Consider the following 22,774-nt stretch of genomic DNA (forward strand, 5'->3'; position numbering starts at 1 on the left):
GCTTGCAACTCGGCTGAATACAGCACCTGTGGGAGGCAGCTTTAGCTCGCGACCGTTTAGGTTTCCAGCCTCCGTAAGCTAAGAGGCGCTTTCAGCACCCTTCACTTGAAGCCGACAGAATCGGCTGGTGAACGCTTCAAGCGTGAGCGCTAGCGCCGGGTCTTGCTCCAGCTTCTCCACTCTCTCAAGCGTAAGAGAAGCACCAAACGCTTGGCTGTCTGCATAGTCCAGATGCTTAATTTCCTTGCTAACCACTCTTACAAGAAAATTCAGCCTCTCTTGCGTTTCTGGCAATAGGTTCACAATACAATCCCTTGTTCTTGTGCAACATGGTGAATCATCGACTTCTCTAGGTTAGGGGCATTCAGCACAATATCTATCTTTTGATCGCCCAATTGCTCAATGATCTTTGCTTCAATTCTAGCGATAGCCCAAGCAGGATTGCTTACCGCCTCTCCCACCGTAATCATCAGATCAATATCTCCACCTTTTGCGAGGTCATTGGTGCGTGAACCAAACACTCGCAGCTGGGCACTTTCGCCAAGCACATCCTTGGCAGCTTTTTTAATGGCTGTCACTTCTCTACCCGTTAATCGCACGGCTACTCTCCAGCGTATAAAGTACGTGAGCTGATACGGCACCCCGCCTTTTTACATTGTAACGTAGGGCAGGCGACCGTTTGGGCTTTCCAGCCTCCGTCAGCTAAGGGGTGCTTTCAGCACCCATCGCGCGCTGAAGCGCCCTCCTACCGCGAAGCTTGCAACTCGGCTGAATACAGCACCTGTGGGAGGCAGCTTTAGCTCGCGACCGTTTGGGCTTACAGCCTGCTTAAACTAAGGGGTGCTTTCAGCACCCATCGCGCGCTGAAGCGCCCTCCTACATGAAGCCTTACCAACGCGGACCACCTATCAAATAGCCTCCAAAAAGGCTACTCGGCTGAATACAGCACCTGTGGGAGGCAGCTTCAGCTCGCGACCGCTAGGCCACCAACACCAACCTCAGAGCTATAAGCTACCCAAACGTTCCCCTTGGTAGCTGCCATCCTGAACCCGCTGCCACCACTGCCGGTTTTCCAAATACCACTGCACGGTTTTACGCAGCCCGGTTTCAAAGGTTTCTTCTGGCTTCCAGCCCAGTTCACGCTCAATCTTGCTGGCATCAATGGCGTAGCGCAGGTCGTGGCCTGGGCGGTCTTGTACAAAGGTAATCAACTCACGGTAGGAACGCTCGGCAGGCACCAGATCCTGCAGCAGGTCGCACAGCGTTTCCACTACTTCAAGATTCGCCTTCTCGTTATGCCCGCCGATATTATAGGTTTCGCCTACCACGCCTTCGGTGATGACCTTAACCAGCGCACGGGCGTGATCTTCTACATATAGCCAATCGCGCACCTGCTGGCCATCGCCATATACCGGCAACGGCTTACCGGCCAGGGCGTTCAAAATCATCAACGGGATAAGCTTTTCAGGGAAGTGATAAGGCCCATAGTTATTCGAGCAGTTGGTCACTAACACCGGCAGCCCATAGGTACGGTGCCAAGCCCGCACCAAATGGTCAGAACTTGCTTTACTGGCCGAATAAGGCGAGCTGGGCGCGTAAGGGGTTTCCTCGGTGAACAGATCTTCCGGCCCTTCTAAATCGCCATATACCTCATCGGTAGACACATGATGGAAGCGGAACGCCGCCGCCTTTTCAGGGGCCTTGGCCTGCAAGCTTTTCCAATACTGGCGGGCTGCCTCTAACAGCGTATAAGTACCCACGATATTGGTTTGAACAAACGCCGCCGGGCCATCAATGGAGCGGTCTACATGGGACTCCGCCGCCAGGTGCATCACCGCATCCGGCTGGTAGCGCTCAAAAATAGCCGCCATACGGGCAGCATCGCCAATATCCGCGTGCTCAAACGCATAGCGCTCGTTGCCCTCCACCGCGGCCAGCGATTCAAGGTTACCGGCGTAGGTGAGCGCATCCACATTCACCACAGCGTGCTGTGTGTTCTCAATTAAATAACGCACCACCGCTGAGCCAATAAAGCCCGCACCGCCTGTAATCAAGATGTTCATCTTCTCTCCAACATCAAAAAAATTAAACAACAGATATCGTATCTACCAGCACTGCGGCCCGCTCAGCTCAAGGCGGCAACCATACCAGAAAACCCTCTATTTCGGCATGAGCAAAGCGAATCTACACTGCATCATAGCGTTGGCCATCAATCAGCAAGGTGTATTTTCAATAGAGTTACTTTTACTACTCGGATGACTAATTCGTTCAGTAAAAAAATAAAGCACACCATCTTGTCGGTAGGTATAGCGATGAAAGCTTGTGTCACACTCCCCGCTTGTTATTATCTCCGCTTTTCCGCCTATCTTCGGCTAGCCACTGACCAGAAAAAGTATCGTCGGCCTATGCTGGCATAGCCGTGGTGGCTTAACAGCGTAGGGAATGACGCATGCTGTTTAACTCGTTTACCTTTATTTTTGCTTTCTTACCCATCAGCCTGCTGGGCTATTTTGGGCTGAACCGATATCGGCTTGCGCTGGCGGCCAAAGCATGGCTGGTGCTGTGCAGCCTGTTTTTCTATAGCTGGTGGAACCTAGCTTACCTGCCGCTTATTTTGGGCTCTATGCTGGTGAACTATGCGATGGGCACTGCGCTGACCCAAGCAACGGGGCGCCGCCCCAAGGTGAGCCCACGGGTACTGCTCACCTTGGGTATGGTATTTAACCTGGGGCTACTGGGTTATTTTAAATACGCCAATTTTCTAGTAGAGAACCTTAACCACCTGGGTTGGCAGCTAGACTCTCCCGACGTGCTGCTGCCTCTAGCGATTAGCTTTTTTACCTTTCAGCAAATTGCCTATCTAGTGGATAGCTACCGCCAAGAAACCCACGAATACGATTTTCTTAATTACGCGCTGTTTGTAACGTTTTTCCCCCAGCTGATTGCCGGGCCGATTGTTCACCACAAAGAGATGATGCCGCAGTTTGCCTCGGCCTATCAGCGAGTTGCGCGCTACCGCCATATTGCTCTGGGGCTGTTCGTGTTTTCTATAGGCCTGTTTAAAAAAGTGGTGATTGCCGACACCTTTGCCCAGTGGGCCACCCCTGGGTTTGAAAGCAGCGTTCCGTTACCGCTGTTAGAGGCGTGGATCACCAGTTTAAGTTATACCTTTCAGCTCTATTTTGATTTTAGCGGCTATACCGATATGGCCATTGGGGCGGCGCTTCTGTTTAACATTCAACTGCCCATTAACTTCAACTCGCCTTATAAAGCACTGAGCATACAAGACTTCTGGCGGCGCTGGCATATTACCCTAAGCCGTTTTCTGCGTGATTACCTATATATCCCCCTGGGGGGTAACCGGTTTGGTACCTGGCGTACTTATAGCAACCTGTTTCTTACCTTTTTGCTGGGTGGGCTATGGCACGGTGCCAGCTGGATGTTTGTTATTGGGGGGCGCTGCATGGGGGCGCGCTGGTGGTTCACCGACTTTGGCAGCGTTGGGGCGGTGTGCTCCCCACCGTGCTTGCCTGGGTCGTGACCTTTCAATTTATTAACCTAACCTGGGTGTTTTTCCGCGCTGAAGATATGCAGGCCGCACTGAATGTGTTGAGCGGTATGGTGGGCCTGAACGGCGGCCTGAACGGCTCACTCAGCGCCATTCCTACTAGCCACCTTGCCTGGCTGGGCACCCTGCCTGACCACCTGCCCGTGTGGGGCACTGCCCTGGCGGTACACAGCCTGCCTTTACTGGCCATGGTGGGGGCATTTTGGCTGATTAGCCTGAATAACACTGCCACTCTGATGCGCCAGCGGTTAACCGCCTTGCGTATGGCCGGGGCGGCGGTGCTGTTTGCTTGTGCCCTGTATATGTCGCTGGCGGGTGCCAGCAGCGTCTTTTTGTATTTCAACTTTTAAGGTAACGCCATGATGAAGCGACGAATCGGGCTGTTTTTTAGCCTCGCGCTGGGGCTATTAGCGATACTGCCGCTGCTGAATATTGCCCATAGCGGGCTAAGCCGAGAAACCTTCACCCAGCCGCGCACCCTGTACCGGCTAGACCCGGTGATCCCCTACCTGAGCCAATGGCTGCTGCCGCTGGGGGTAAGCCCTTTTGCCGAGCAGGTGGTGGTTGGCCAACAGGGCTGGCTATTTTTAGGCGACCGCTACGCCCACACCCTAAGCGCTAAGCGCCAACCGGCCCTACCGGCCCAGGTAGCGCCCAGCGCCGCAGCGCTTACCCAGTGGCGCCGCTATGTACAGCAGCGCGGGGTGATGGATATGTACTTAATGATTGGGCCGGATAAAGGTAGCGTGTATTCGCATCGGTTGCCCCGCTGGGCCACACCGCAACCGCCTAGCCATGCGGCGCTACTGGCGGCCAGCCCGTTTGGGCACCGGGTAGTCAACCCCACCGCGGCCTTGCAAGCGCAGCGAGACCGCGCAGAAGATGACCTGTATTACCGCACCGATACCCACTGGAATGCCCTGGGGGCGTGGCAAGCATTTGACACGCTAATGGCACAGCTGCAAGCCCACCACCCTACCCTTCGCCACCCGCTGCAAGCCCGCTATACCGGCACCGTGCCAACCGACGGCGGCGATTTGGCCGATTTTTTACGCCTAGGGGCACACTTGGTGGATAAAGAGCCACAGCTGGCGCTGAACGCCACGGCCCAGGTACGCCAGTACCGCTGGCCTGAGAATACCCTGGTGGCGGAAGGTGGCCCAGGGCGCATTGGCACCCAGCGAGAACCGCTGCGGGTGGTAAGCGACAACGCCGCCAACCCACTGCGCGTGCTGTGGCTGAGGGATTCGTTTGGTACCGCGCTAGCGCCCTACATGGCGCTCACCTTTGCAGAGACACTGCAACTGGATTACGACCGCACGCCTCCGGCACGATTTGCTGAATTGGTGGAAGGCTTTACACCCGACCTAGTGATCATCACCGCCGTAGAGCGCAACCTACGTAACGACTTCTTTAGTGCCCTGCCGCCCTCGTCGGCTATTCTGGACACTCATAGCTTAGGTGCCCTGCTAGGTAGCCAATGATGCATAGGGCCCGATAGCAGCCCTGATGCATCGCCAGCCTCTTGGTTTATATTGTACTCTGCTTATCAAATAATCGGCACAAATGGCACACAGCCGCCCAGCATCGCGGCCACCAACAACACGGTGCTTACCTTAATCATCGAAATCAAAGCTCAAATCCTCATCGCTATCAAAGAAGCTATCCAGGTTTTCCGGGGCCGCCACATGGCCAGGGTTTAACCGGGCCAAACGGGCCAGCAAGTGCGTTTGGGGAAGGGAGAGGTTGATAGCGTAAGCAATCGGCAGTGCATGCGCCTTACGCAACGCCAGAAACGCTTCGTCATCCAACTGGGCCAAGGCCTTTTCGTCAATCATGTGCAGGCCATCTATTACCATGCCCAGCTGGCGTGTTAGCGCTTCCGACCAGGGGGTGATAACCCCCGCGCGGGCCAGCGCCGCCAGTGCCTTCTGGGTAGCCTGCTGTTTACCGTAGGCTGCTTTAAGCGTTTCCACCCGAGTGCTTACCGCCGCTTTCAGCTGCCCTTGGGCATCAAAGAACGGCTCGCCTGCTTCCCCTTCGGCCAGAAAGCCGCTTTCGTGATCAAACGTAACAATGCCCTTCTCGCCCACCGTCACCACCTCAAACGGGTGGGTCGCTAACCATTCGGGCTGGTACTGACCCATCCACTTGCCATCTTTAATAAACAGGTTATGGTGTGCCTCCACGCCGCACACTCCCACTAAACGCCACTCACGCCCCTGCTTAACTAAAGCCAGGGGCATGGTGGCAGCCGCTTTAGCAAGCTCCCCAGCATGAAGGGGCAACAGCGAGTGAGAAGCAGCAAAGGCAAGACCCTGCGGTGGGCGCCAGGTTTTTCCCTGGCATTCTTTTGGGCTCAGTACGAGTGGTGTTGGCATAACGGCTCCTTGTTTTCGTTACGAAATATGTCGCCTAGTGTGCCATAGACACACCCAGGATGGGCTGGCAAAGTGCGCACCTTACGACAGCGACGGAATCACCGCCACCGCCTCGCGCAAGCGCTCCGGGCTTAAATGGGCATAGCGGCTGGTGGTGCGTGCATTGGCATGGCCTAGCAATATTTGCACTTCATACAGGCTACGCCCCGCATTCACCAAAAAGCTCGCAAAGCTATGGCGTAAATCGTGCAACCGTAACTCCGGCATGCCAGCCTCCTTGCGCGCCTTGTACCAGCTGTAATAGACAGTGATAAACGGCTTGCCGGTAGCCGGGTTAGCAAATACCCAGTCGCACCGGCTTGGCGCACCCGCCTTGCGTTGTGACAGTAGTGCCAACGCCCCTTCCGACAGCGGTATATAACGAATACGCCCCGATTTCGTGTGCGGAATACGCCACAACTGATGCGCCCAATCCACATCCTGCCAACGGGCGTTCAGCACTTCCCGCTTGCGCGCTCCGGTATACAGCAAAAACGACACGATATCCGCCAAGCACGGGTTTTGGCTATTGCGCACGCTGACCAATAAGCACGCCACTTGTTCTGGGGTGAGGTAGCGCTCAATACGGTTATCCTCCTTTAGACAGCGCACTTCCCGCACGGGGTTTTCCGTGATGCCCGTGATTTTCCAGCGCATCGCCAAGCGATAGCCATACCCCAGCACAAACAGCACTCGGTTAATGGTGGCGGGGGCATAGTCGCGGGCCTGCATACGGCCGACCACACGGGCAATATCCGCCCCGGTCAGTTCCCCCATTTCCCTAGGGCCCAGCAGGGGAAGGATATGCAGGCGAATCATCGAATCATCCGTTGACCAACTGCGCTTATAGGTTTTTACATAGGGCAGATAGTGGTCAGTAAAAAAGCAAGCCACCGTTGGCCCTGCCCCTGGCAACAAGACGGCCTCGGGGTTGGCACCCACACGCACTTTACGCAGTGCCTCGCGGGCTTCGTGGCGGGCTTCCTCTAACGTGATCACGCGCGCATTCCCTAACGTGAGATAGCGAGTGCGCCCATCAGCGCGGTAGCGCAAACGGTAAGCCATGCGCCCGCTGCGCTGTATATCCACAAACAGCCCGCATAACAGCGTATCCAGCACCACCCAGTGTTGGCGGTCTGCGGGGCACACTAATGCTTGTACGACCTCTTCTGTTAATCGCGTGACGGTCATGGTCAGTCTCCTTAGTGAGTAGCCTCATTAGGAAACTATGTACTGTCATCCCAAAACTGCCACTTTTCTGGGCGGTTACGCGGCGGTTCAGGCCACCCTGATGAGTTGCCGATACGTTGCGCTCATTTAATAAAGTGAAACTACACAGTGCTATCAGTGAGTTAAGCGGGAATGTTTCCGAGAGCTGACTGAAGCACTGGCTGCTCTGCAAACCGCCCGCGATGACGTTTCCACCTTCCTGGAAAACGCACTCGATGTTGAGCAGGTAGCCGACGTGGCGGGTAGCGGCGCAAGCGCAGCGACCTCCGCTAATCTCGACACCGCTCTGTCTGCCGCTACTAGCGCGCTGGGTGGCGAAGTGTCTGCACTGGGTGCTGCGGCTTCTACAGCTGCCTTCGTATCTGCCTCCAACAACGTCCGTGAAGGCTACATTGCTGACGCTGAAGCGGCTGCCGCTTCCGCAGTGACTTCCGCTGAGGAGACGCTGGAAAGCACCGAAGCCGATGCCGGTAGCGATCTGCTGAGCGCGCTGGATACCGTTGAGTCTCGCACGGCATCCTACGAAGCAGCTATTGCTGCGGCGGAAGAAGCTTCCACCGACTTGGTTGGTGCAGTGGCTGCCTTTGATAATGCGAACGCTGCTAGCGACTTCTCCGCAAGCGTTTCGGGCACTGAAGCTTTTGCACAAGGTACCGTGAGCGCGGGTGGTACATTCTCTGCAGCGTCCGGTGGCGATGTTTTCGCTGTGTATGGCTCAACTTCAGGCAACGTCGTTCTTGCCCAAGTAAACTCTGCAGGCGACTGGGAACTGACTTCTGCTGGTGAGAATGCTGACCTCGCCCGCACCACTCAGCTGCTGTCTGCCCTGCAGAGCGATACCGATGCACGTGATGCACAGTCTGAAGCACTGGGCAACCTCCAAGATGCGGTTCAGAATGTTGTGCGCATTGATCAGGAAGACAACACCCTTGAGATTGATTGGTCTGCAGCTACGTCAATCATCACTAATTCGGGTGACGATGTCACCGTAGACTTTACGTACTCAGCGAGTGCTGGCGATTGGGCTACACCGTCTACTAGTGGCCCGACTGGCGCCATTGCCTCGGACGCTGCTACTGTCCTGTCAGCTCGCACCGCTCTCGAAACCGCGCTGGAAGACCAGTCTGACCTGGCCGATGCGCTGGCGGACTACCGCGAAATGACCCAGCTGGAGTCAGACTACGACGATCTGGTGGAAGCTGAGACCAATGCCGAGCTGGCCATCACCAACGAAGAAGATGACGATCCGGCAGGTCTGGGCATCAGCCTTCTGGAAGATGGTGAAGACTTTACCGCTGGTGATGATGTCTACCTCTTCGCGGAAGCGGACAACGACGTGAGCATGAGCGATTTCGGTGCTGACGGCGAAGACCAAATCTTCTTCGGCGAAGGCTTCACGCTGGTTGAGCTTGAAGACGGTCAGTCCATGAGCCAGAACGTTGGCGACGCTTCTGCCCTGGAAATCTTCTGGGAGCAGGATGGTGACGATCTGCAGCTGTACGTCGAAAGCGAAACCTTCGGTGGCAACAGCACCGGGGATGCTGAGATCACCCAGGTCACCCTGGTTGGCTTCAATGCCGACGACATCACTGGCTTCGAAGGCGGCTTCCTGACAGCGGGCACCGCTGCCTAAGGGCTTACCCTTTGCTTGATGAGCGGGTGACAACACTCGCTATGTAAGCCATCGAGCCCCTGGCCTCACCGCTGGGGGCTTTTGCTATCGCCTTCACTGCTCGTCATGGAGTATCGCCGTGCCAAAACAGCAGGCATCATCCAACTCTGCCTCCAAAGTGAGCAACAAGGATCAGCTCTCCTCGCGGCAGCTCAAAAAGCTCCAGCGAGCCGATAAGCTGATTCACCAACGCGGACATTTCAAGCAGGCCGAACGCCTGCTGAACGATATTGAACAGCGGTTGCGTCCGCCTTACCCCTCGCCGTTGCTGCAGGTCAAGGGTGCCTTACAGCTTGAGCGCAAGCGCTATGCCGAAGCCAGAGAGCTGTTCCAGGAGGTCTGGAACCGGGACCGCGACAATGTCGTGGCAAACTACAACCTGGGGCGTATCGCACGCAAGGTCAATCGACCCGAACTGGCCCTGGCGTTTTTCAAGATCGGGTTGGAGCATCAGCCTGACCACCAGCACATGCAAGTGGAGTATGTACAGTCATTGCTGGAATTGGGTCGAATTGACGAGGCGGAGGCTCACATCGAGCGCCACCGCAGCAAAACCCCCGATAACCCACACTTTTTGCAGCTGACAGCCGAGGTAAAGCGCCGCAGCTACCTGTTGCCAGAGGCTGTAGACTACTATCGCCAATCCCTGGAAGAGCTGATCAAGCTGGCACCTCCGGGGGATAAGTCGGCGGCGGATGCTGAAGAAACGTTCGATGTCGAGCGCCACGAAGACACGCTCTGGGAGCTGCTGGCCCAACTGAAAAAAGCGGGAGTGCAGGCCTTCCCAGCCTTCGGCACCCTACTGGGGCTGGTGCGCGATGGTCAGTTGCTCCCCTTCGATAAAGACGTGGACATCTGCATTCCGTTTAATCAAATGCCGAAAGCCGGCAAGTGTCTGGCGGCACATGGCTGGAAAGAGGTTAAAAACAGTTTCGGGATGGTCAGCCCGCGTGCATTCACGAATCCGCAGAAACGGCTTTCCATTGATCTCTTTGCGCTGAGCTATGACCCCCAGGAGAAGGTCGCTGTCACGGGCTTCATCATGCCCAAGATCCCGTTCGACTGGAACTACCTGCTCAAATTCCCTGGCATGGATCTTCAGGTGAACCAGCGCCCACATGGCGCCGTATGGGAGTTGAAAGACCCTGTGCCGCTGCTCGAGTCCCTCTACGGTAAGGGTTGGAAGGAGCCCGATCCCTACTTTGCCACCTTCGGTGGTGAACCGGGCTTGGTCAGCTTCTCCTATCTGACGCAATGTTACGCCTATATCCGTCTGTACAAGTACTGGACTAAAGGCAGCTTCAAGAAAATGCGTGCCTTGGTGTGCCACATGCTGCGTCACCAGCCCGGCGATGCACTGCTGGAGCAATTGCAAAGCAAGGTAGAGGCGCACCTTGAAATGGAAGAAAAGCGGCGGTTGGAAGAGGCAGCGCTGGAAGAGAAAGAAAGTGCCACGGTTCATTGAGTCAGCTTATTTGCGTGGTGATTTGTTCTCGGTGCAATTTTCGGGTTAAAGAAAGTTAAAGGGTTTAGTAATGAAGCATGTTTACGTCGGTATGAGTGCGGACCTGGTGCATCCAGGGCATTTGAATGTTCTGCAAAAAGCCCAAGAGCTCGGTGAAGTGACGGTCGGGCTGCTTACGGACGAAGCGATTGCCAGTTACAAGCGAGTGCCGTTTATGGAGTTCGAGCAGCGCAAGCAGGTAATTGAAAACATCAAAGGGGTCGCGCAGGTCGTTCCGCAGACCACATTGGATTATGTGCCTAACCTACGAGAGCTGAAGCCCGATTACGTGGTACATGGCGATGACTGGCAAGAGGGCGTTCAGCGCCAGACACGCCAGCGTGTCATCGATGCGCTCGCCGAGTGGGGCGGAGAACTGGTCGAAGTGCCTTATACGCAAGGGATTTCCTCCACCAAGCTCAATCAAGCTCTCAAGGAAATCGGCACCACCCCCGAGCTGCGCTTGAAGTCCCTGCGCCGCATGCTCAAGGTCAAGCCACTGCTCCGGTTCCTCGATATTCATAACGCTCTCAGCGGTCTTATTATTGAACACGCCTATGTCGACACGCCCCAAGGCAAGCGTGAATTTGATGGCATGTGGGGTAGCTCACTGACCGACTCAACGGCGAAAGGCAAGCCGGATATCGAGGCGGTCGATGTCTCCGCGCGCATGACGACACTCAATGAGGTGTTGGAAGTCACGACGAAGCCCATCATTTACGATGCGGATACGGGGGGGCAGACCGAGCACTTCCAGTTTACCGTTAAGACCCTGGAGCGCTTAGGCGTCTCCGCCGCCATCATCGAAGACAAGACGGGGCTGAAGAAGAACTCGCTGTTTGGCACTGATGTTCCGCAGACCCAGGATTCTATCGAAGGCTTTTGCCACAAGATTCAGCAAGGCAAGAAAGCGCAGGCGACAGATGACTTCATGATTATTGCCCGCATTGAGAGCCTGATCTTGGGAAAAGGAGTCGAAGATGCACTAACTCGGGCCAAGGCCTACCTCGATGCAGGTGCCGATGGCATCATGATTCACAGCCGTGAAAAGACACCAGACGAGATTTTTGCTTTCTGTGAACAATACAACACCTTTTCCAATCGCAAGCCGCTGGTAGCGGTGCCGTCCAGCTATAACACCGTGACGGAGGAAGAGCTCCAGGCGTACGGTGTCAATATCGTGATCTATGCCAACCAGCTTCTCCGCAGCGCCTATCCCGCCATGCTGGAAACGGCGAAGTCGATCTTGCAGCATCGGCGCTCTGCCGAGTGCGATGAACGGATGCTGTCGATCAAAGACATTTTAGAGCTGATTCCTGGTACGCGCTAAGCGCGTCCGTTATTTCACGATTCGCCATTAAAGAGGTGCGCGATGATCGCCCCCCACGCTTTTTTCGACGCCCTCACGCGGCGTCATATCGATTTCTTTACCGGAGTGCCGGATTCGCTGCTCAAGCACTTCTGTGCATTTCTTGATGAAACGCTCCCTGCAGAGCAACACCTTATTGCCGCCAATGAAGGCAATGCGGTGGCCATCGCCGCCGGGCGCTATATGGCGACCCAGCAGCCCGCCATGGTGTACCTGCAAAACTCGGGACTGGGTAATACCCTCAACCCCCTGGCTTCCCTGGCAGATGCGGACGTGTATCGACTGCCCATGCTGCTGTTGATCGGTTGGCGAGGCGAGCCCGGTGTCAAAGACGAGCCGCAGCATGTCAAGCAAGGGCAGATAACGCCTGGACAGCTTGATCTATTAGGGATTCCGTACCAGGTACTGGACGCCGATAGCGACCCGGAGGCGGTGATGGCTATGGCTCAAGCGCAACTGGACACCACCCACGCTCCTGTGGCGCTGCTGGTTAAAAAAGACACCTTTGCCCCGCACCCCTATACCGCGAAAGCTAACGCGTTATCCGACATGACGCGTGAGCAAGCCTTAACTGCGCTGCTGCCGCTGATGGACGATGCTGCCATTGTGGCCACCACAGGCAAAACCTCGCGAGAACTATTTGAATTGCGGGTGGCAGCGGGGCAACCGCAGCGTGACTTTTTGACAGTCGGCAGCATGGGACATACGGCGTCTATTGCGTTAGGGGTGGCATTAGGGCGTCCCGACAAACCGGTGGTCTGTTTGGATGGGGATGGATCACTGCTGATGCACTTGGGCGCATTGCCGATCATTGGCAGCCAAGCTCCCGCTAACTTGACCCATGTGCTGCTCAATAATGCCGCCCATGAATCGGTCGGTGGGCAGCCTACGGTCGCCGGACAACTCGATTTTGCTGCGATGGCCCACGCCAGTGGCTACCGCGCCTATGCACAAGCCTCTTCATTAGATGAGATCCACGACGCCTGGAATAGCGTGCAGCATCACCCCGGCCCCCGGCTATTGGAAGTACGCATTGCTCCCGGTTCACGAAGCGACCTGGGGCGTCCGACCAAAACCCCGCAGGAGAATCGTGACGCCTTCATGGAGTGGCTGGCCCAATGAGCATGAACGCACCGTGGCAGTTTTATAACCCGGTCGATCTCACCATCGGACGCGACTGCCGTGCCGGATTGGCGCAAAAGCTCGGCACACAGCCAAAAACGCTCTTGCTGGTGACCAGCCAGCGTGGACGTCAGCAGTGGGAAAGCGATTCGCTGTTGCAGCAAATCGCCCAATCACACCGTCTCGAGTGGCATGACCGTGTGACCGAAAACCCTGATCTCCATGAGCTTCAAGACAGTATTGAGGAATGGCAGGGGCACTCACTGGACGCGGTGATCGCGTTTGGTGGGGGGAGCGCCATGGACGCCGCCAAGGCCATGCGGTCGGGGCTTAGCTGTGATATGCCTTTGGCGGATCAGTTAGCATCTCCACAGCTTGCAACGCGGAGAGTGTCACTACCTCTATATGCGCTGCCAACCACGGCAGGTACCGGAAGCGAAGTGACGCCTTTCGCCACGGTATGGGATCATCAGGCAAAGAAAAAACACTCGCTGGCGGGAAGGCGTGTGTTTCCCACCGCCGCCTTTGTCGATGGGGCCTTGATGGATAGCTTGCCCTCTCATGTGACCATTTCCACAGGGCTAGATGCCATCAATCAAGCCGCAGAATCGATCTGGAATCGCCATGCCAACCCGTTGACGCTCAACCTTGCCACGCAAGCCTTGCAGCTTGGTATGGAAACGTTACCTCGGTTGGCCAGTGGTGAAAGCACGTCAGATGATCGCGACCGGATGGCCGAAGCGAGCACGTTGGCTGGGCTTGCCATTAGCCAGACGCGTACGGCGCTTTGCCATGCCATGAGCTACCCCCTCACGGCCCATTATGGCGTGCCTCACGGCCTCGCCTGTGCGTTTACTATGCCTGCCGTGTTGGCCCACAACCTGACGGCGGATGACGGACGCTTTACCCAACTGGCCCATGCGCTTGGACACACGACCACCGCTGCATTGTTGACGTATTTTGAAGCCCTCAATGAGCGTTTGAACGTCCGGGAAATGGTGAAGCGTCAGCTCCCCAGCCTGGAAGCGTTACTATCGTTGCAGAGCGAGATGCACACCCCCGGACGCGCTGACAACAACCTGGCGCCCATCACCGCATTAAGCGGCATTCTTCGCAGTGCCTGGGGAGAGTCAGGAGTATAGGTAGATACTTTCAGAACCTTGTTCACTGTCTTAGAGGAAAAATGCCCACTCAGCTCGTACTCAGTCCTGAAGCATGCCAAGGCAAGACCTGGGGCACAGTACGAGCGTATTGAGCATGAAGATCCTCATTAATGAAGCGTAGTATTCGCAGGAACGGCGTGCCGTTCGTGACATTTATTTGATCAAGAGAAAGCCTGAAATCAATCAAAGCGGCTCGGTGATCCAGTAGAGCTCTCTTTACGGTGCGGAGAGCGCTGAAAACAGGGGCTAATCGGCAGCCGTAAGGGTTTGTCTTCCATCACGGTTAAGCAGCGATAAATCAGCTTGATAGAGGCTGTTTTGTCGGGATCGTGACGATGCCGTTAGGCTCATCACACAAAACCCCGATCGTTAATGCATCGGGGTCTATGATCTTATGATAGGAAACGCTTAGTGATGGGGCGCTGCACACTTAAAATTGAGTTAGTGGCTGCCTAGCAGGGTATCCAAGCTATGTGCCTCCAAAACGTCATCAGCCCAACGCTCTAGCTGGGTTTCATCGGCTTCCGCAATGCGCTGCTGTGCCCAATCGGGTAGCTCACCAAAGCGCTTATGGAGTAACTTGGTTAAAAAGCGCCGCTCACCTATAAGCGCGCCTTCTTCCCGGCCTTGCAGCAAACCTTTCTCGATACCGTGACGTTCAAAGGTGTTGATATAGGGCATTTTCTTCGCCTCCTGAATCTCATAGACCGCTTGTCGGAACGTGGGTTCCAGAACGTAAGGCAGCTGGAGCATCCAATCGATGACAATAAATAACTGCTGGATCTGTTCCCGGCTGTAGTTACGCTCAAACATCAACCGCACCAGCTTGATTTTGGCTTGGGTGCGGGCATTGCCATCGGTTAACCGCTTCGCCCGTAATTGCGCCATGACCACCAGCGCAAACACATTATCGCTGGCTTCCAGGGCCTCCCACTGCGCTTCCCAATCGATCAGCTTGGCCATGGGGAAGGTAAACGCCACCTCACAGCCCCAGCGCTCGTAATAAAACGTCGTGGGTCGAAAGCTTTCTCGCGTATCCGCTAGTACCGCAATACTGACCACGTCAATGCCGTAACGATCCCGCAAACGGTATTGATAAGTATACATCCGTTCGGCAAACGCGTCTTCCGGTTCGCCTTGCACCTCCACATGAATCAACACCCAGGTTTCAGTGCCATCGTTGGCATACACCTTCACCAGCTTATCGGCATAACGACGTCCGCTTTCCGCTTCGACCGTAATTTGCTGAAGCTCTTTATCCAGCGGGGTATAGCCTTTGGACCAATCGACCTGTTGATGAATGGCCGGAAACAATAATGCCGAAAACTCTGCAAAATGCGTTTCCAGCGCATTTTTCCAAGGGCTATCGTGATCCGTTGACCGTTGTGATTCCGTCTCGCTCATCCAGGGGGGTCCTCAACACGGGGCTCATCGTGGCGACCAGCATACCGGCGAAGGGAGAAGCGGTCACGGTAGCGTTTCTGAACGACGCAGTGGTTACCCACTAGAACAGCCCCTAAAACCACACGATGCCATATCACTCAGCCTTTTCCTTTCATCTCGATAGTAAGCGCGATTTTATGACCAAAGAGGGGCTATTTTGCTGTGTTCCTATGTTCCGGGTAACGTACCCGTGAGCGAGCAATGGTTTAAACGACGCTCCTATCACAACGTCTAGTAACCGTTATAACTCATTGTCATAAATACATATTATTCCTTTGCCCATTCGGTAAAGGAACCTTTTATGACCACGATTGACTCTCCGCTACACATCCCATCGTTGGCGATATCGCCTCCGCTCAAAACCTTCCTGGAAGAGCAGCTTATCCACGCCCCGTTTGAAGGCGATCGCCATGCTGCCCAGCAATTCTGGCAAAGCACGGGAACGCAGCTGCATTGCCTGACCGCCACCCAGACACTCACCGATTTACCCGGTATTCATCAGCTCACATGCGTGCAGCTGATCCATTTCAGCGAGATGTTGCTCAATGCCCCTGAAGAGCACGCCTTACTGCTGGCCGTCACCCAAGACGATGGCGGCGGTACTTACTTGCTCTTTCCCAAAGCCTCCCGCTGTTGTGCCTTAGCCGCGTTAGGGAAACAAGCCCATGACTAGCCGCTATGCCAAGCAGTTCTCGCAAAAGCGCTTTTGGCGCAAGCTGCATCAACTCCCCACCAGTTACCGTGATATCCGTTATCGCGCCAAAGTGCTGTGGTACGTGATGCGGGATCCCAGTGTGCCCATCGCCTTAAAAGCCAGTGCCGTTGCCGCCTTGGGGTATCTGATCTGCCCACTGGATGCGATAGCCGATGCCCTCCCGATCGGAGGCTATGTGGATGATTTAGCCGTGATCACTGCCGTCCTGGCCCAGCTAGAACCTTACATCACCGCTGAGATGCGACTAAAAGCCGCCGGTTAAGGCCGTTTTACCGCCCCTATCGGTCAATTCTTTGTATTAACCCACACCCCACGTTTCCCCCCTGGAATTTCACCGTTCTGGGGGTGTTCGCGTGCCTAGCGTTTCTATTAGGACGTTTTATCAGGAGAAAGCCAATGAACGCCCGTTCACGTAAAACCACCGTCAAAGCCGCTGCCGAAAGTATGAAGGATGCAACCACGCCGCCATCCATTTCCAACGATGAGCAGGAAACAACCATCCAGGACGACCGTATCCGCATACTCAAAAAGGCCACGTGCTCCAAACTCAGCCCCCGCGCTTCTGGCACATTAAGCTACGAAATAGGCATTGATGCCAACGCCACCGGAGAAGAAAGCACGCTGTCCGATCACACTTGGCTGCGTATTACCGCCAATCAATCCAGTGGTTACTTCAGTCAGGAGTGGATCCAACTCACCGCTATTCTGACCCTTATCGATCAACAAACCGTGCCGTTTAAAGCGATTCTGTTTAAGCCGCTCTATGAACGCAAAGGGGCCAATAACCATGGGTTTCTCGGAGCAGCACTGAAAGCCGAAGGGCTATTGATCGCCGATAAGCAGCAACCCTTGGTACTTCACCCAGCGGAGAAGCTGGATGCTTTTTGGCAACAGGTGACTACTGCCATCGAGGAAGGGATTGATCTCACCGATGAGGTCGCTCAGGAAAATGCCCGTAAGGAAGCGCGCAAGCAAGCCCGCTTAGCCGAACAGCAACGTCGCCGTGACGCCAATGCGAAAAAAGCTACGAGTTCCTCAGATGACACCAGCAGCACCGACACGCTGGACACCGCCAAAACCCCCGCAGATCCCCCCAAAAATCCATCCGTCAGCACCGATGAAGGCTAATCGTTAGCCACCGCGTTAATCGGCGGTTTTTTCATCACCCAAAACGTTCGTTTAGCGACATGCAGGATTCGGCATAGCTCTTTCACCAGGGCTATGCCGTTTTTGTGTGGATCGCGATTCCATCCGTTTGCCTATTTCCATTGGAGACATTCGATGCCATTGTCGATACAGATTGATACCCGTGATACTCCCTTACCTATCCCTGAGTCGCTAACGTCGCTCCTAGAAAAATGAGATCCAGCGGGCCTACCAACAGACACCTCCATCACCCCCGGAAGATCCCATCTTTGCCATCACCGTGGTCTTTCGTGATCCCGGCTACGATCCCCTGCTAGGCGGCTACCACCCCGTGGACATTCGCTTGGGGCGTGTGGAGGGGACGACCTACCGCATAGGTTATCTCACCGATTTTAGCTACGTGGCATCAGGAGAGAAAAGGACGTTAATGCGGGAAATCGATTTTGAATTTGGTGCCCAGCTATGTGTCCTGCGCTACCTGCCGCCGATTGCGCTCTGCCGGGTGGGGGAGTTCTTTGATCATTACGTCACTAACTTCATCAGCTACTACCGTAATGGCGTTTATGGCGTCGAGGTGATCTGGGAAAACTAACCATGATCGCCTCACTTCCGCCTTCATTGCATCAATATTGATCGCCATTCTTCCCGCTTTATCCTTCACCGTTCACGCGATGCCTAGCGGTATCGCATGGGCGGTTGTTTTCTTGCCTTGGAATTCACTCGTTGACGTTCACTTCACCGCCGATAAGGCACTGCTACTGCATGTAGGCGAACTCTTCAAGGCCGTCACGGCCAATGCCGTTAGCGCCTCTCAAAGAGAAGCGTGAATGGCACTTGGCTGGGCTTTTGGCATCGATACTGGCTATAAACTGTTCATCAAACAGGGTAAGTAGCATCTAACCTCGTAACGTTCATCGGGGCGTGGAAGATGGTCAACGACTCGGACACCACAGCTGGGTGGTCGAGTGAACTGTTGCCTGGTTTGGGGTGAATGAGACAATTCGCTATGAACGCCGTGCTGATATTCATTATATCTTTATGCTGCTGGGATGCTCATTGGTCTGTCTGAATAAGCTTCGAGGCAGGTGTGTCCCCTATAGCCGCCAGTGCAAACTGAACCTGAGCATAGCCTCCTTCCTGTGCGTTTTAATGCACCTTCGCGCAAAAATGTAAAATTTTGTTAATTTTTTGCGGTTGTTTTTTTAAAAAAGTGTTTTAATGTATTTTTTTTTGATTTAAAAATCAATATGTTGAAGTCACCTGTGGCGTGCGCCATCGGCCTAAAACGGTAAGATTAAATATTTGATAAAATCCATTTACTCCTATAATTTGCTGAAAATTTTGGCACATTGTTCTTAACTGATGGGCAACACCGTCATTGATTGGCAAAACATAAAAAAGGTATTGATTGTGGCGATTCAAGGGTTCGATAAAACGTATTATCTCAACGCAAAGTTAGCGCAGCTCCAAGCAAACCAAGAGACGCGGGCAGCGTGGGAAAACAAAACGGTAGCCGATCTAGAGGCTATCTTACAAACCGACTATGGCCTTACTGCCGAGCAACACTATAAGCAGTATGGCGTCCAGGAAAGCCTCAGTCCTGCCCCTTATTTTAACACCGATTTTTATCTTCAGAATAAGCTAGAAAAACTACAAGCTGACCCAGCAACGGCAAGTGAGTGGCAAGGAAAATCCATTGCTGACGTTCAGAAAGCGTTTTCTGATAGCGGTCTTTCGCCATTGGAGCACTATGCCGCTTACGGGCGCGAAGAAGAAATTTCACCCTATGTTTACTTCGATATTTCAGAGTATGCGGATGCCAAGGCGCAGCAATTACTAGATAACAGGCCAGGCGAATATGCAGATTTAGCGGCTGCCCGAGAGGCATTTTTGAATGCATGGGAAGGTGATCTATTTCAACACTATATCCAGTACGGTGCCAGTGAAGGAATCAATCCCTCCAAAGCATTTGATGCCTCTGCCTATCTAGAGGAAAAGCTGGCTGCACTTCAGGCTGCCGGTGAGACCCAGTATCAGAACATTGAAGATGTCAAAAATGCCTTCTTTGATGTCGATCTGAATCCGCTGACTCACTTCATTACATATGGACAGAAGGAAGGCCTAAAAGCACCGGCTGAGCAGCCTGACGAGGATCAGGTTGATGATGGCGGTAACGGTGGCGAGAGTGGAGGTGGTGACCGTACGCCGACACCGACACCGACGTTTACCATTGAGGTGAGTACGGCAAACGTCCTTACCTTCGGCGGCACAGCCACGGGAGAAATCACCGTTAGCATTGGTGCACCGAACAACGAGGTGGTATTCACCCGCGAGGGCGAAAGCGACCGGCTTGGTGCGGCGGACTACGGCAACCTAGTGGCCGTCAACGCCGGTACGGCCGAGTTGAGCGCCCCGGGCAGCCTGTTGAGTGGCAACACGCTTGCCATCACCAGTGGCCAGCTGACCCTGACCGGTGTGACCAGCAGCATGGACTTTTCCGGCCTGACCGGCACGCCGCCCACATTGCTGAATGTCGCTGACGGAGAGACCGGGGTGGTGGATATCACGCCACTTTCCGCAGGCCTCAGCGTGACCGCCGTTGACCTGCCGGCGGGTGCCGTGGCCGCGATGACCATTGCCCAGCACGATGCGATCACCCTCTCCGGCGGCGGCACCTACGCGCTGAAGGACACTGCCGATCATCTGTCACCGGGCGGCACCGCAGATGATGCCGTTACCCTAGGCACAGACGTCACCGTGACCGATGCAGCCTCCATTGCCCAACTCACCGCGCTGGACGCTGCCAACGGCGATGGTGCACTGAACTACACCACGGTCAGCGGTACGGAAAATGAGCTTACAAACAACAGCACCTACGTCATCGACGGCAAAAACGTGCGAGTCACCGACGAAATCAGTGTGTCAGGACTGGACACCGTCAAAGCTGCCATTGGCAGCGGCACTGTGACAGCGCAGAACCTCAAGGACATCGCCGCTAGCCTGGTCGACAGTGGTGGCAAGGTAAGCGTTTATGTCGGTGAGGGCACCAACGTCACCATTACTGACGACGCGACCATCACTCAGATCAAGGCAATTGATGCGCAAAACGATGATGGCACGCTTAGCTATAACCTGAAAGACAGCTTTGCTAAAATCGTGGAAAGTGAGAACGCCGACTTGGTAGCTGGTGCCGGGACGGTTACGCTTGAAGATTATACTATCAATAACATTAAAGTAGCTGATATCCAGTACCTCTTGGCGTTAAAAGACAAAGATAACACCAGTCGCTTCAAGTTAAGTGACTTAACTTACAGCCTGAAAGACACCCCGGCCAATCTCGCCTCGTCGGCCGCCGATGACATTCTGCTAAATGCAACCAGCGTCACCGCCACCGAAGCAGCCAGCGTCAGTCAGGCTAAAGCGATCTACGAAGACTTTAATATGGCCACCTACGACATTGCGGATTATGTTTCCAACCTGATCAAGAGTGACACAGACTTGGTAAGCGCCATCACGCAGGGTCGAGACCTAACCGCTCTCAACACGGCCGATGCCGCCGATGCCACAATCATTGCCGCACGGGATGGCGGCGCCGGAGACCTTCACTACAACGTGTCGGATACGTACGCCAACCTGATCACCGGCAGCAATGCCAGCGGCGTCAACGCCGCCACGGATCTGACCGTCAGCCAGAGTGGCTCCGTGAATACCACCGAGGCAGAAACCGTCATTGCGTTGACCAACTCAGGGCTGACCACGATTCTCTGGATTCAAGCCAACGTGAGTGAAATCAACACGTTCCTTAGCCAAGCCAACAATAAGGAAAACGACAAGCTAAGCTACAACTATTACGTCACAGATAGCTGGAGTGCCTTTGATACAGCGATCAACTCGCCCAATCTAGCCTTCATCCAAGGCGCAACGTCTGACAATAGCGTAACGGCAGATAGCGTAGCCTCGAACATTACCATCAACGGCACGATCAGCGCGGCGAACGCCGAAACCTTCTGGAAGGCCGTGTATGGCGTATTTTCCGGCATAGCAGACAATGCGCCTACTGTGGCTGCCCGCACTGCCTATCACGTTAACGAACTTGACGTGACAAACCTGGACAATACCGTCGCGGATCGTGGCTCCATCAAGGACGCCACCACCATCACGATCAGCGATACGGCCGAGGCGATTTATCAGGCGCAACAAATCGGACAGGACAACGGCGATATCTTCGCGCTGATGAATACTCGCGATAACCACCGCGACCACATCACCGTGACGGCAAGCAGTGGCTACCAAAAGATTGATGGAACGCCGGGTGAAGACGACATTAGCCTTGGCGACGGTAACGATATCGCCAACGGCTTTGACGGCGACGATATCATCAAGGGCGGCAGCGGTGATGACACCATTAACGGCGGTAACGACAGCGACATTCTCGAAGGCGGGACGGGATGGGATACAATAACTGGCGGTGCGGGCGCGGATACTATCAAAGGCGGTATCGATAGCGATGCGGATTACCTGTACGGCGGTAGCGGGCGCGACACCATCTATGCTGGCGACAGCGGTGCTGATACCACTAGTGTCAACTCAACCTACGCCAATTCGGTGACCGGCGATGGCGGCGGTGACCGCCTCTATGGCGGCGAGAACCGCGATAAATTCATTTACGCCGGGACTGACCGCAGCACGCTGATTGACGAGTCAGGTACCACACAGAACACTCGTGACTACATCGAAAACTTCACACTGGGCGATATCATCGACTTTTCCGGTGTTCAGGACAGTAACGTCCAGTTCTTCGGCAGCGGCTCCGCCAACGCTAGCAACGTAGACCCGGGTACACTTGGGCTTTCGGTGCGCTACGAAAAGAACGTTCAGGTACAAAGCTGGGACGGTAACAGCATACAGGATGCCACGCGCATTCTGGTGGACATCGCCGATGCAGATGGTCAATTCGATGATCAGGCTGACATGCACATCATTTTGATAGGAGCCAATATCGACGTGAATTGGAGCGGAGGCGATATCGTTTTCGGGGGGTAACCCTATACCCGCCACCCTGCAAAGGGGTGGCGGGTGTTCACTGCTCTAGTAGCATAGATAAATCAGCAGCTCACAGCGCATTTGCTTGCTTTTAATAAGTTTCAAGTATGGAAAAATCTCGACTGACAAAGCTGATAATAGGCATGTATTTTGGCGGTTCGTAGAACGTTACGCAGCCCAGCGGTATCTGGAATGCAAATAATCGCCTAGCCGCTCACTAAATAGATATCCCAGTCGATAGCGCGCTTCCTAACCTCCCACTATGATGCTCCTCTATGAACAAATCAGAAGCGATCTTATAGCCATCCAGTGTTTGGTGTGACGTATTGTGGTAACACTAGTAACCAAGTGTTGTAGAGGTAAGGTAGCTTATCGTGTT

At 54.6% G+C, this 22,774-nt stretch carries 20 protein-coding genes; 13 read left to right on the forward strand and 7 right to left on the reverse strand.

Translation table 11 applies throughout. From position 1 onward, the window contains the following. Window positions 1-78: 78 nt before the first annotated feature. The 3 genes from LG300_RS10375 to rfbB form a co-directional block, all read right to left on the reverse strand. Window positions 79-303 carry a hypothetical protein gene (locus tag LG300_RS10375; RefSeq protein ID WP_404375181.1) on the reverse strand — a complete coding sequence of 75 codons (225 nt, stop codon included), beginning with the start codon at window positions 301-303 and terminating at the stop codon, window positions 79-81. Beyond that, window positions 300-578 carry a nucleotidyltransferase domain-containing protein gene (locus LG300_RS10380; protein WP_404375182.1) on the reverse strand — a complete coding sequence of 93 codons (279 nt, stop codon included), beginning with the start codon at window positions 576-578 and terminating at the stop codon, window positions 300-302. The genes LG300_RS10375 and LG300_RS10380 overlap by 4 nt, the downstream gene beginning before the upstream one ends. Window positions 579-1,004: 426 nt before the next feature. Further along, the gene (gene rfbB / locus LG300_RS10385) at window positions 1,005-2,063 is read right to left on the reverse strand and encodes a dTDP-glucose 4,6-dehydratase (RefSeq protein WP_404375183.1); all 1,059 of its coding nucleotides are present in this window, start codon (window positions 2,061-2,063) and stop codon (window positions 1,005-1,007) included. A gap of 386 nt (window positions 2,064-2,449) precedes the next feature. Here rfbB and LG300_RS10390 point away from each other — a divergent pair, with 386 nt between their 5' ends. From LG300_RS10390 to LG300_RS10400, 3 genes are read left to right on the forward strand one after another with little or no spacing between them, the layout of a single operon-like run. Then, window positions 2,450-3,541, forward strand: coding sequence for an MBOAT family O-acyltransferase (locus LG300_RS10390; RefSeq protein ID WP_404375184.1), 1,092 nt, complete (start codon window positions 2,450-2,452; stop codon window positions 3,539-3,541). Then, window positions 3,538-3,918: a hypothetical protein gene (locus LG300_RS10395; RefSeq protein ID WP_404375185.1), complete on the forward strand. Its 381-nt coding sequence runs from the start codon at window positions 3,538-3,540 to the stop codon at window positions 3,916-3,918. The genes LG300_RS10390 and LG300_RS10395 overlap by 4 nt, the downstream gene beginning before the upstream one ends. Before the next feature lie 9 nt (window positions 3,919-3,927). Beyond that, complete coding sequence (locus LG300_RS10400) at window positions 3,928-5,052, forward strand: hypothetical protein (protein WP_404375187.1); 1,125 nt, start codon at window positions 3,928-3,930, stop codon at window positions 5,050-5,052. Window positions 5,053-5,184: 132 nt separating this feature from the next. Here the strand turns inward: LG300_RS10400 and LG300_RS10405 are convergent, their stop codons facing one another. Together LG300_RS10405 and LG300_RS10410 are read right to left on the reverse strand one after the other, a co-directional pair. Continuing rightward, window positions 5,185-5,949: a SapC family protein gene (locus LG300_RS10405; RefSeq protein WP_404375189.1), complete on the reverse strand. Its 765-nt coding sequence runs from the start codon at window positions 5,947-5,949 to the stop codon at window positions 5,185-5,187. 81 nt (window positions 5,950-6,030) lie between these two features. Beyond that, window positions 6,031-7,179 (reverse strand): tyrosine-type recombinase/integrase, encoded by a 1,149-nt coding sequence (locus tag LG300_RS10410; protein WP_404375191.1) that lies wholly within the window; start codon window positions 7,177-7,179, stop codon window positions 6,031-6,033. Between the two features lie 274 nt (window positions 7,180-7,453). Between LG300_RS10410 and LG300_RS10415 the strand changes: the two genes are divergently transcribed. The 5 genes from LG300_RS10415 (at window position 7,454) to LG300_RS10435 (ending at window position 14,027) form a co-directional block, all read left to right on the forward strand. Continuing rightward, window positions 7,454-8,851: a hypothetical protein gene (locus LG300_RS10415; RefSeq protein ID WP_404375193.1), complete on the forward strand. Its 1,398-nt coding sequence runs from the start codon at window positions 7,454-7,456 to the stop codon at window positions 8,849-8,851. A 118-nt stretch (window positions 8,852-8,969) separates the two neighbouring features. Continuing rightward, window positions 8,970-10,355, forward strand: coding sequence for a tetratricopeptide repeat protein (locus LG300_RS10420; protein ID WP_404375195.1), 1,386 nt, complete (start codon window positions 8,970-8,972; stop codon window positions 10,353-10,355). A gap of 70 nt (window positions 10,356-10,425) precedes the next feature. Continuing rightward, window positions 10,426-11,724: a phosphoenolpyruvate mutase gene (gene aepX, locus LG300_RS10425; RefSeq protein ID WP_404375197.1), complete on the forward strand. Its 1,299-nt coding sequence runs from the start codon at window positions 10,426-10,428 to the stop codon at window positions 11,722-11,724. A gap of 42 nt (window positions 11,725-11,766) precedes the next feature. Then, window positions 11,767-12,885 (forward strand): phosphonopyruvate decarboxylase, encoded by a 1,119-nt coding sequence (aepY, locus tag LG300_RS10430; RefSeq protein ID WP_404375199.1) that lies wholly within the window; start codon window positions 11,767-11,769, stop codon window positions 12,883-12,885. Next, window positions 12,882-14,027, forward strand: a complete 1,146-nt coding sequence (locus tag LG300_RS10435) for a phosphonoacetaldehyde reductase (protein ID WP_404375201.1) — start codon at window positions 12,882-12,884, stop codon at window positions 14,025-14,027. Before aepY ends, LG300_RS10435 begins: the two co-directional genes overlap by 4 nt. 462 nt (window positions 14,028-14,489) lie before the next feature. Here the strand turns inward: LG300_RS10435 and LG300_RS10440 are convergent, their stop codons facing one another. After that, on the reverse strand, window positions 14,490-15,452 hold the full coding sequence (locus tag LG300_RS10440; RefSeq protein ID WP_404375203.1) for an Rpn family recombination-promoting nuclease/putative transposase: 963 nt from the start codon (window positions 15,450-15,452) through the stop codon (window positions 14,490-14,492). A 340-nt stretch (window positions 15,453-15,792) separates the two neighbouring features. Between LG300_RS10440 and LG300_RS10445 the strand changes: the two genes are divergently transcribed. The 4 genes from LG300_RS10445 (at window position 15,793) to LG300_RS10460 (ending at window position 17,944) form a co-directional block, all read left to right on the forward strand. After that, window positions 15,793-16,164, forward strand: coding sequence for a hypothetical protein (locus tag LG300_RS10445; RefSeq protein WP_404375205.1), 372 nt, complete (start codon window positions 15,793-15,795; stop codon window positions 16,162-16,164). After that, window positions 16,157-16,468, forward strand: a complete 312-nt coding sequence (locus LG300_RS10450) for a YkvA family protein (RefSeq protein WP_404375207.1) — start codon at window positions 16,157-16,159, stop codon at window positions 16,466-16,468. The genes LG300_RS10445 and LG300_RS10450 overlap by 8 nt, the downstream gene beginning before the upstream one ends. A gap of 134 nt (window positions 16,469-16,602) precedes the next feature. Further along, complete coding sequence (locus LG300_RS10455) at window positions 16,603-17,334, forward strand: hypothetical protein (protein WP_404375209.1); 732 nt, start codon at window positions 16,603-16,605, stop codon at window positions 17,332-17,334. Between the two features lie 298 nt (window positions 17,335-17,632). Then, window positions 17,633-17,944 carry a DUF2787 family protein gene (locus tag LG300_RS10460; RefSeq protein WP_404375211.1) on the forward strand — a complete coding sequence of 104 codons (312 nt, stop codon included), beginning with the start codon at window positions 17,633-17,635 and terminating at the stop codon, window positions 17,942-17,944. A 163-nt stretch (window positions 17,945-18,107) separates the two neighbouring features. On the opposite strand, the gene LG300_RS10465 is transcribed toward LG300_RS10460, so the two are convergent. After that, window positions 18,108-18,248 carry a hypothetical protein gene (locus tag LG300_RS10465; protein ID WP_404375213.1) on the reverse strand — a complete coding sequence of 47 codons (141 nt, stop codon included), beginning with the start codon at window positions 18,246-18,248 and terminating at the stop codon, window positions 18,108-18,110. Between the two features lie 514 nt (window positions 18,249-18,762). On the opposite strand from LG300_RS10465, the gene LG300_RS10470 reads away from it, so the two are divergent. After that, window positions 18,763-22,395, forward strand: coding sequence for a beta strand repeat-containing protein (locus LG300_RS10470; protein ID WP_404375215.1), 3,633 nt, complete (start codon window positions 18,763-18,765; stop codon window positions 22,393-22,395). Window positions 22,396-22,774 lie beyond the last annotated feature (379 nt).

Origin of the sequence: Vreelandella aquamarina, from assembly GCF_044805175.1 — a bacterium.
Lineage (GTDB): Bacteria > Pseudomonadota > Gammaproteobacteria > Pseudomonadales > Halomonadaceae > Vreelandella > Vreelandella aquamarina_B.

Bases quoted from the DNA above. Each gene is read 5' to 3' on its own strand.
- LG300_RS10400 (WP_404375187.1), top strand. From the start codon at position 3,928: ATGATGAAGCGACGAATCGGGCTGTTTTTTAGCCTCGCGCTGGGGCTA.
- rfbB (WP_404375183.1), bottom strand. From the start codon at position 2,063: ATGAACATCTTGATTACAGGCGGTGCGGGCTTTATTGGCTCAGCGGTG.
- LG300_RS10410 (WP_404375191.1), bottom strand. From the start codon at position 7,179: ATGACCGTCACGCGATTAACAGAAGAGGTCGTACAAGCATTAGTGTGC.
- LG300_RS10455 (WP_404375209.1), top strand. From the start codon at position 16,603: ATGAACGCCCGTTCACGTAAAACCACCGTCAAAGCCGCTGCCGAAAGT.
- LG300_RS10405 (WP_404375189.1), bottom strand. From the start codon at position 5,949: ATGCCAACACCACTCGTACTGAGCCCAAAAGAATGCCAGGGAAAAACC.
- LG300_RS10390 (WP_404375184.1), top strand. From the start codon at position 2,450: ATGCTGTTTAACTCGTTTACCTTTATTTTTGCTTTCTTACCCATCAGC.
- LG300_RS10440 (WP_404375203.1), bottom strand. From the start codon at position 15,452: ATGAGCGAGACGGAATCACAACGGTCAACGGATCACGATAGCCCTTGG.
- aepY (WP_404375199.1), top strand. From the start codon at position 11,767: ATGATCGCCCCCCACGCTTTTTTCGACGCCCTCACGCGGCGTCATATC.
- LG300_RS10445 (WP_404375205.1), top strand. From the start codon at position 15,793: ATGACCACGATTGACTCTCCGCTACACATCCCATCGTTGGCGATATCG.
- LG300_RS10450 (WP_404375207.1), top strand. From the start codon at position 16,157: ATGACTAGCCGCTATGCCAAGCAGTTCTCGCAAAAGCGCTTTTGGCGC.
- aepX (WP_404375197.1), top strand. From the start codon at position 10,426: ATGAAGCATGTTTACGTCGGTATGAGTGCGGACCTGGTGCATCCAGGG.
- LG300_RS10435 (WP_404375201.1), top strand. From the start codon at position 12,882: ATGAGCATGAACGCACCGTGGCAGTTTTATAACCCGGTCGATCTCACC.
- LG300_RS10465 (WP_404375213.1), bottom strand. From the start codon at position 18,248: ATGCTACTTACCCTGTTTGATGAACAGTTTATAGCCAGTATCGATGCC.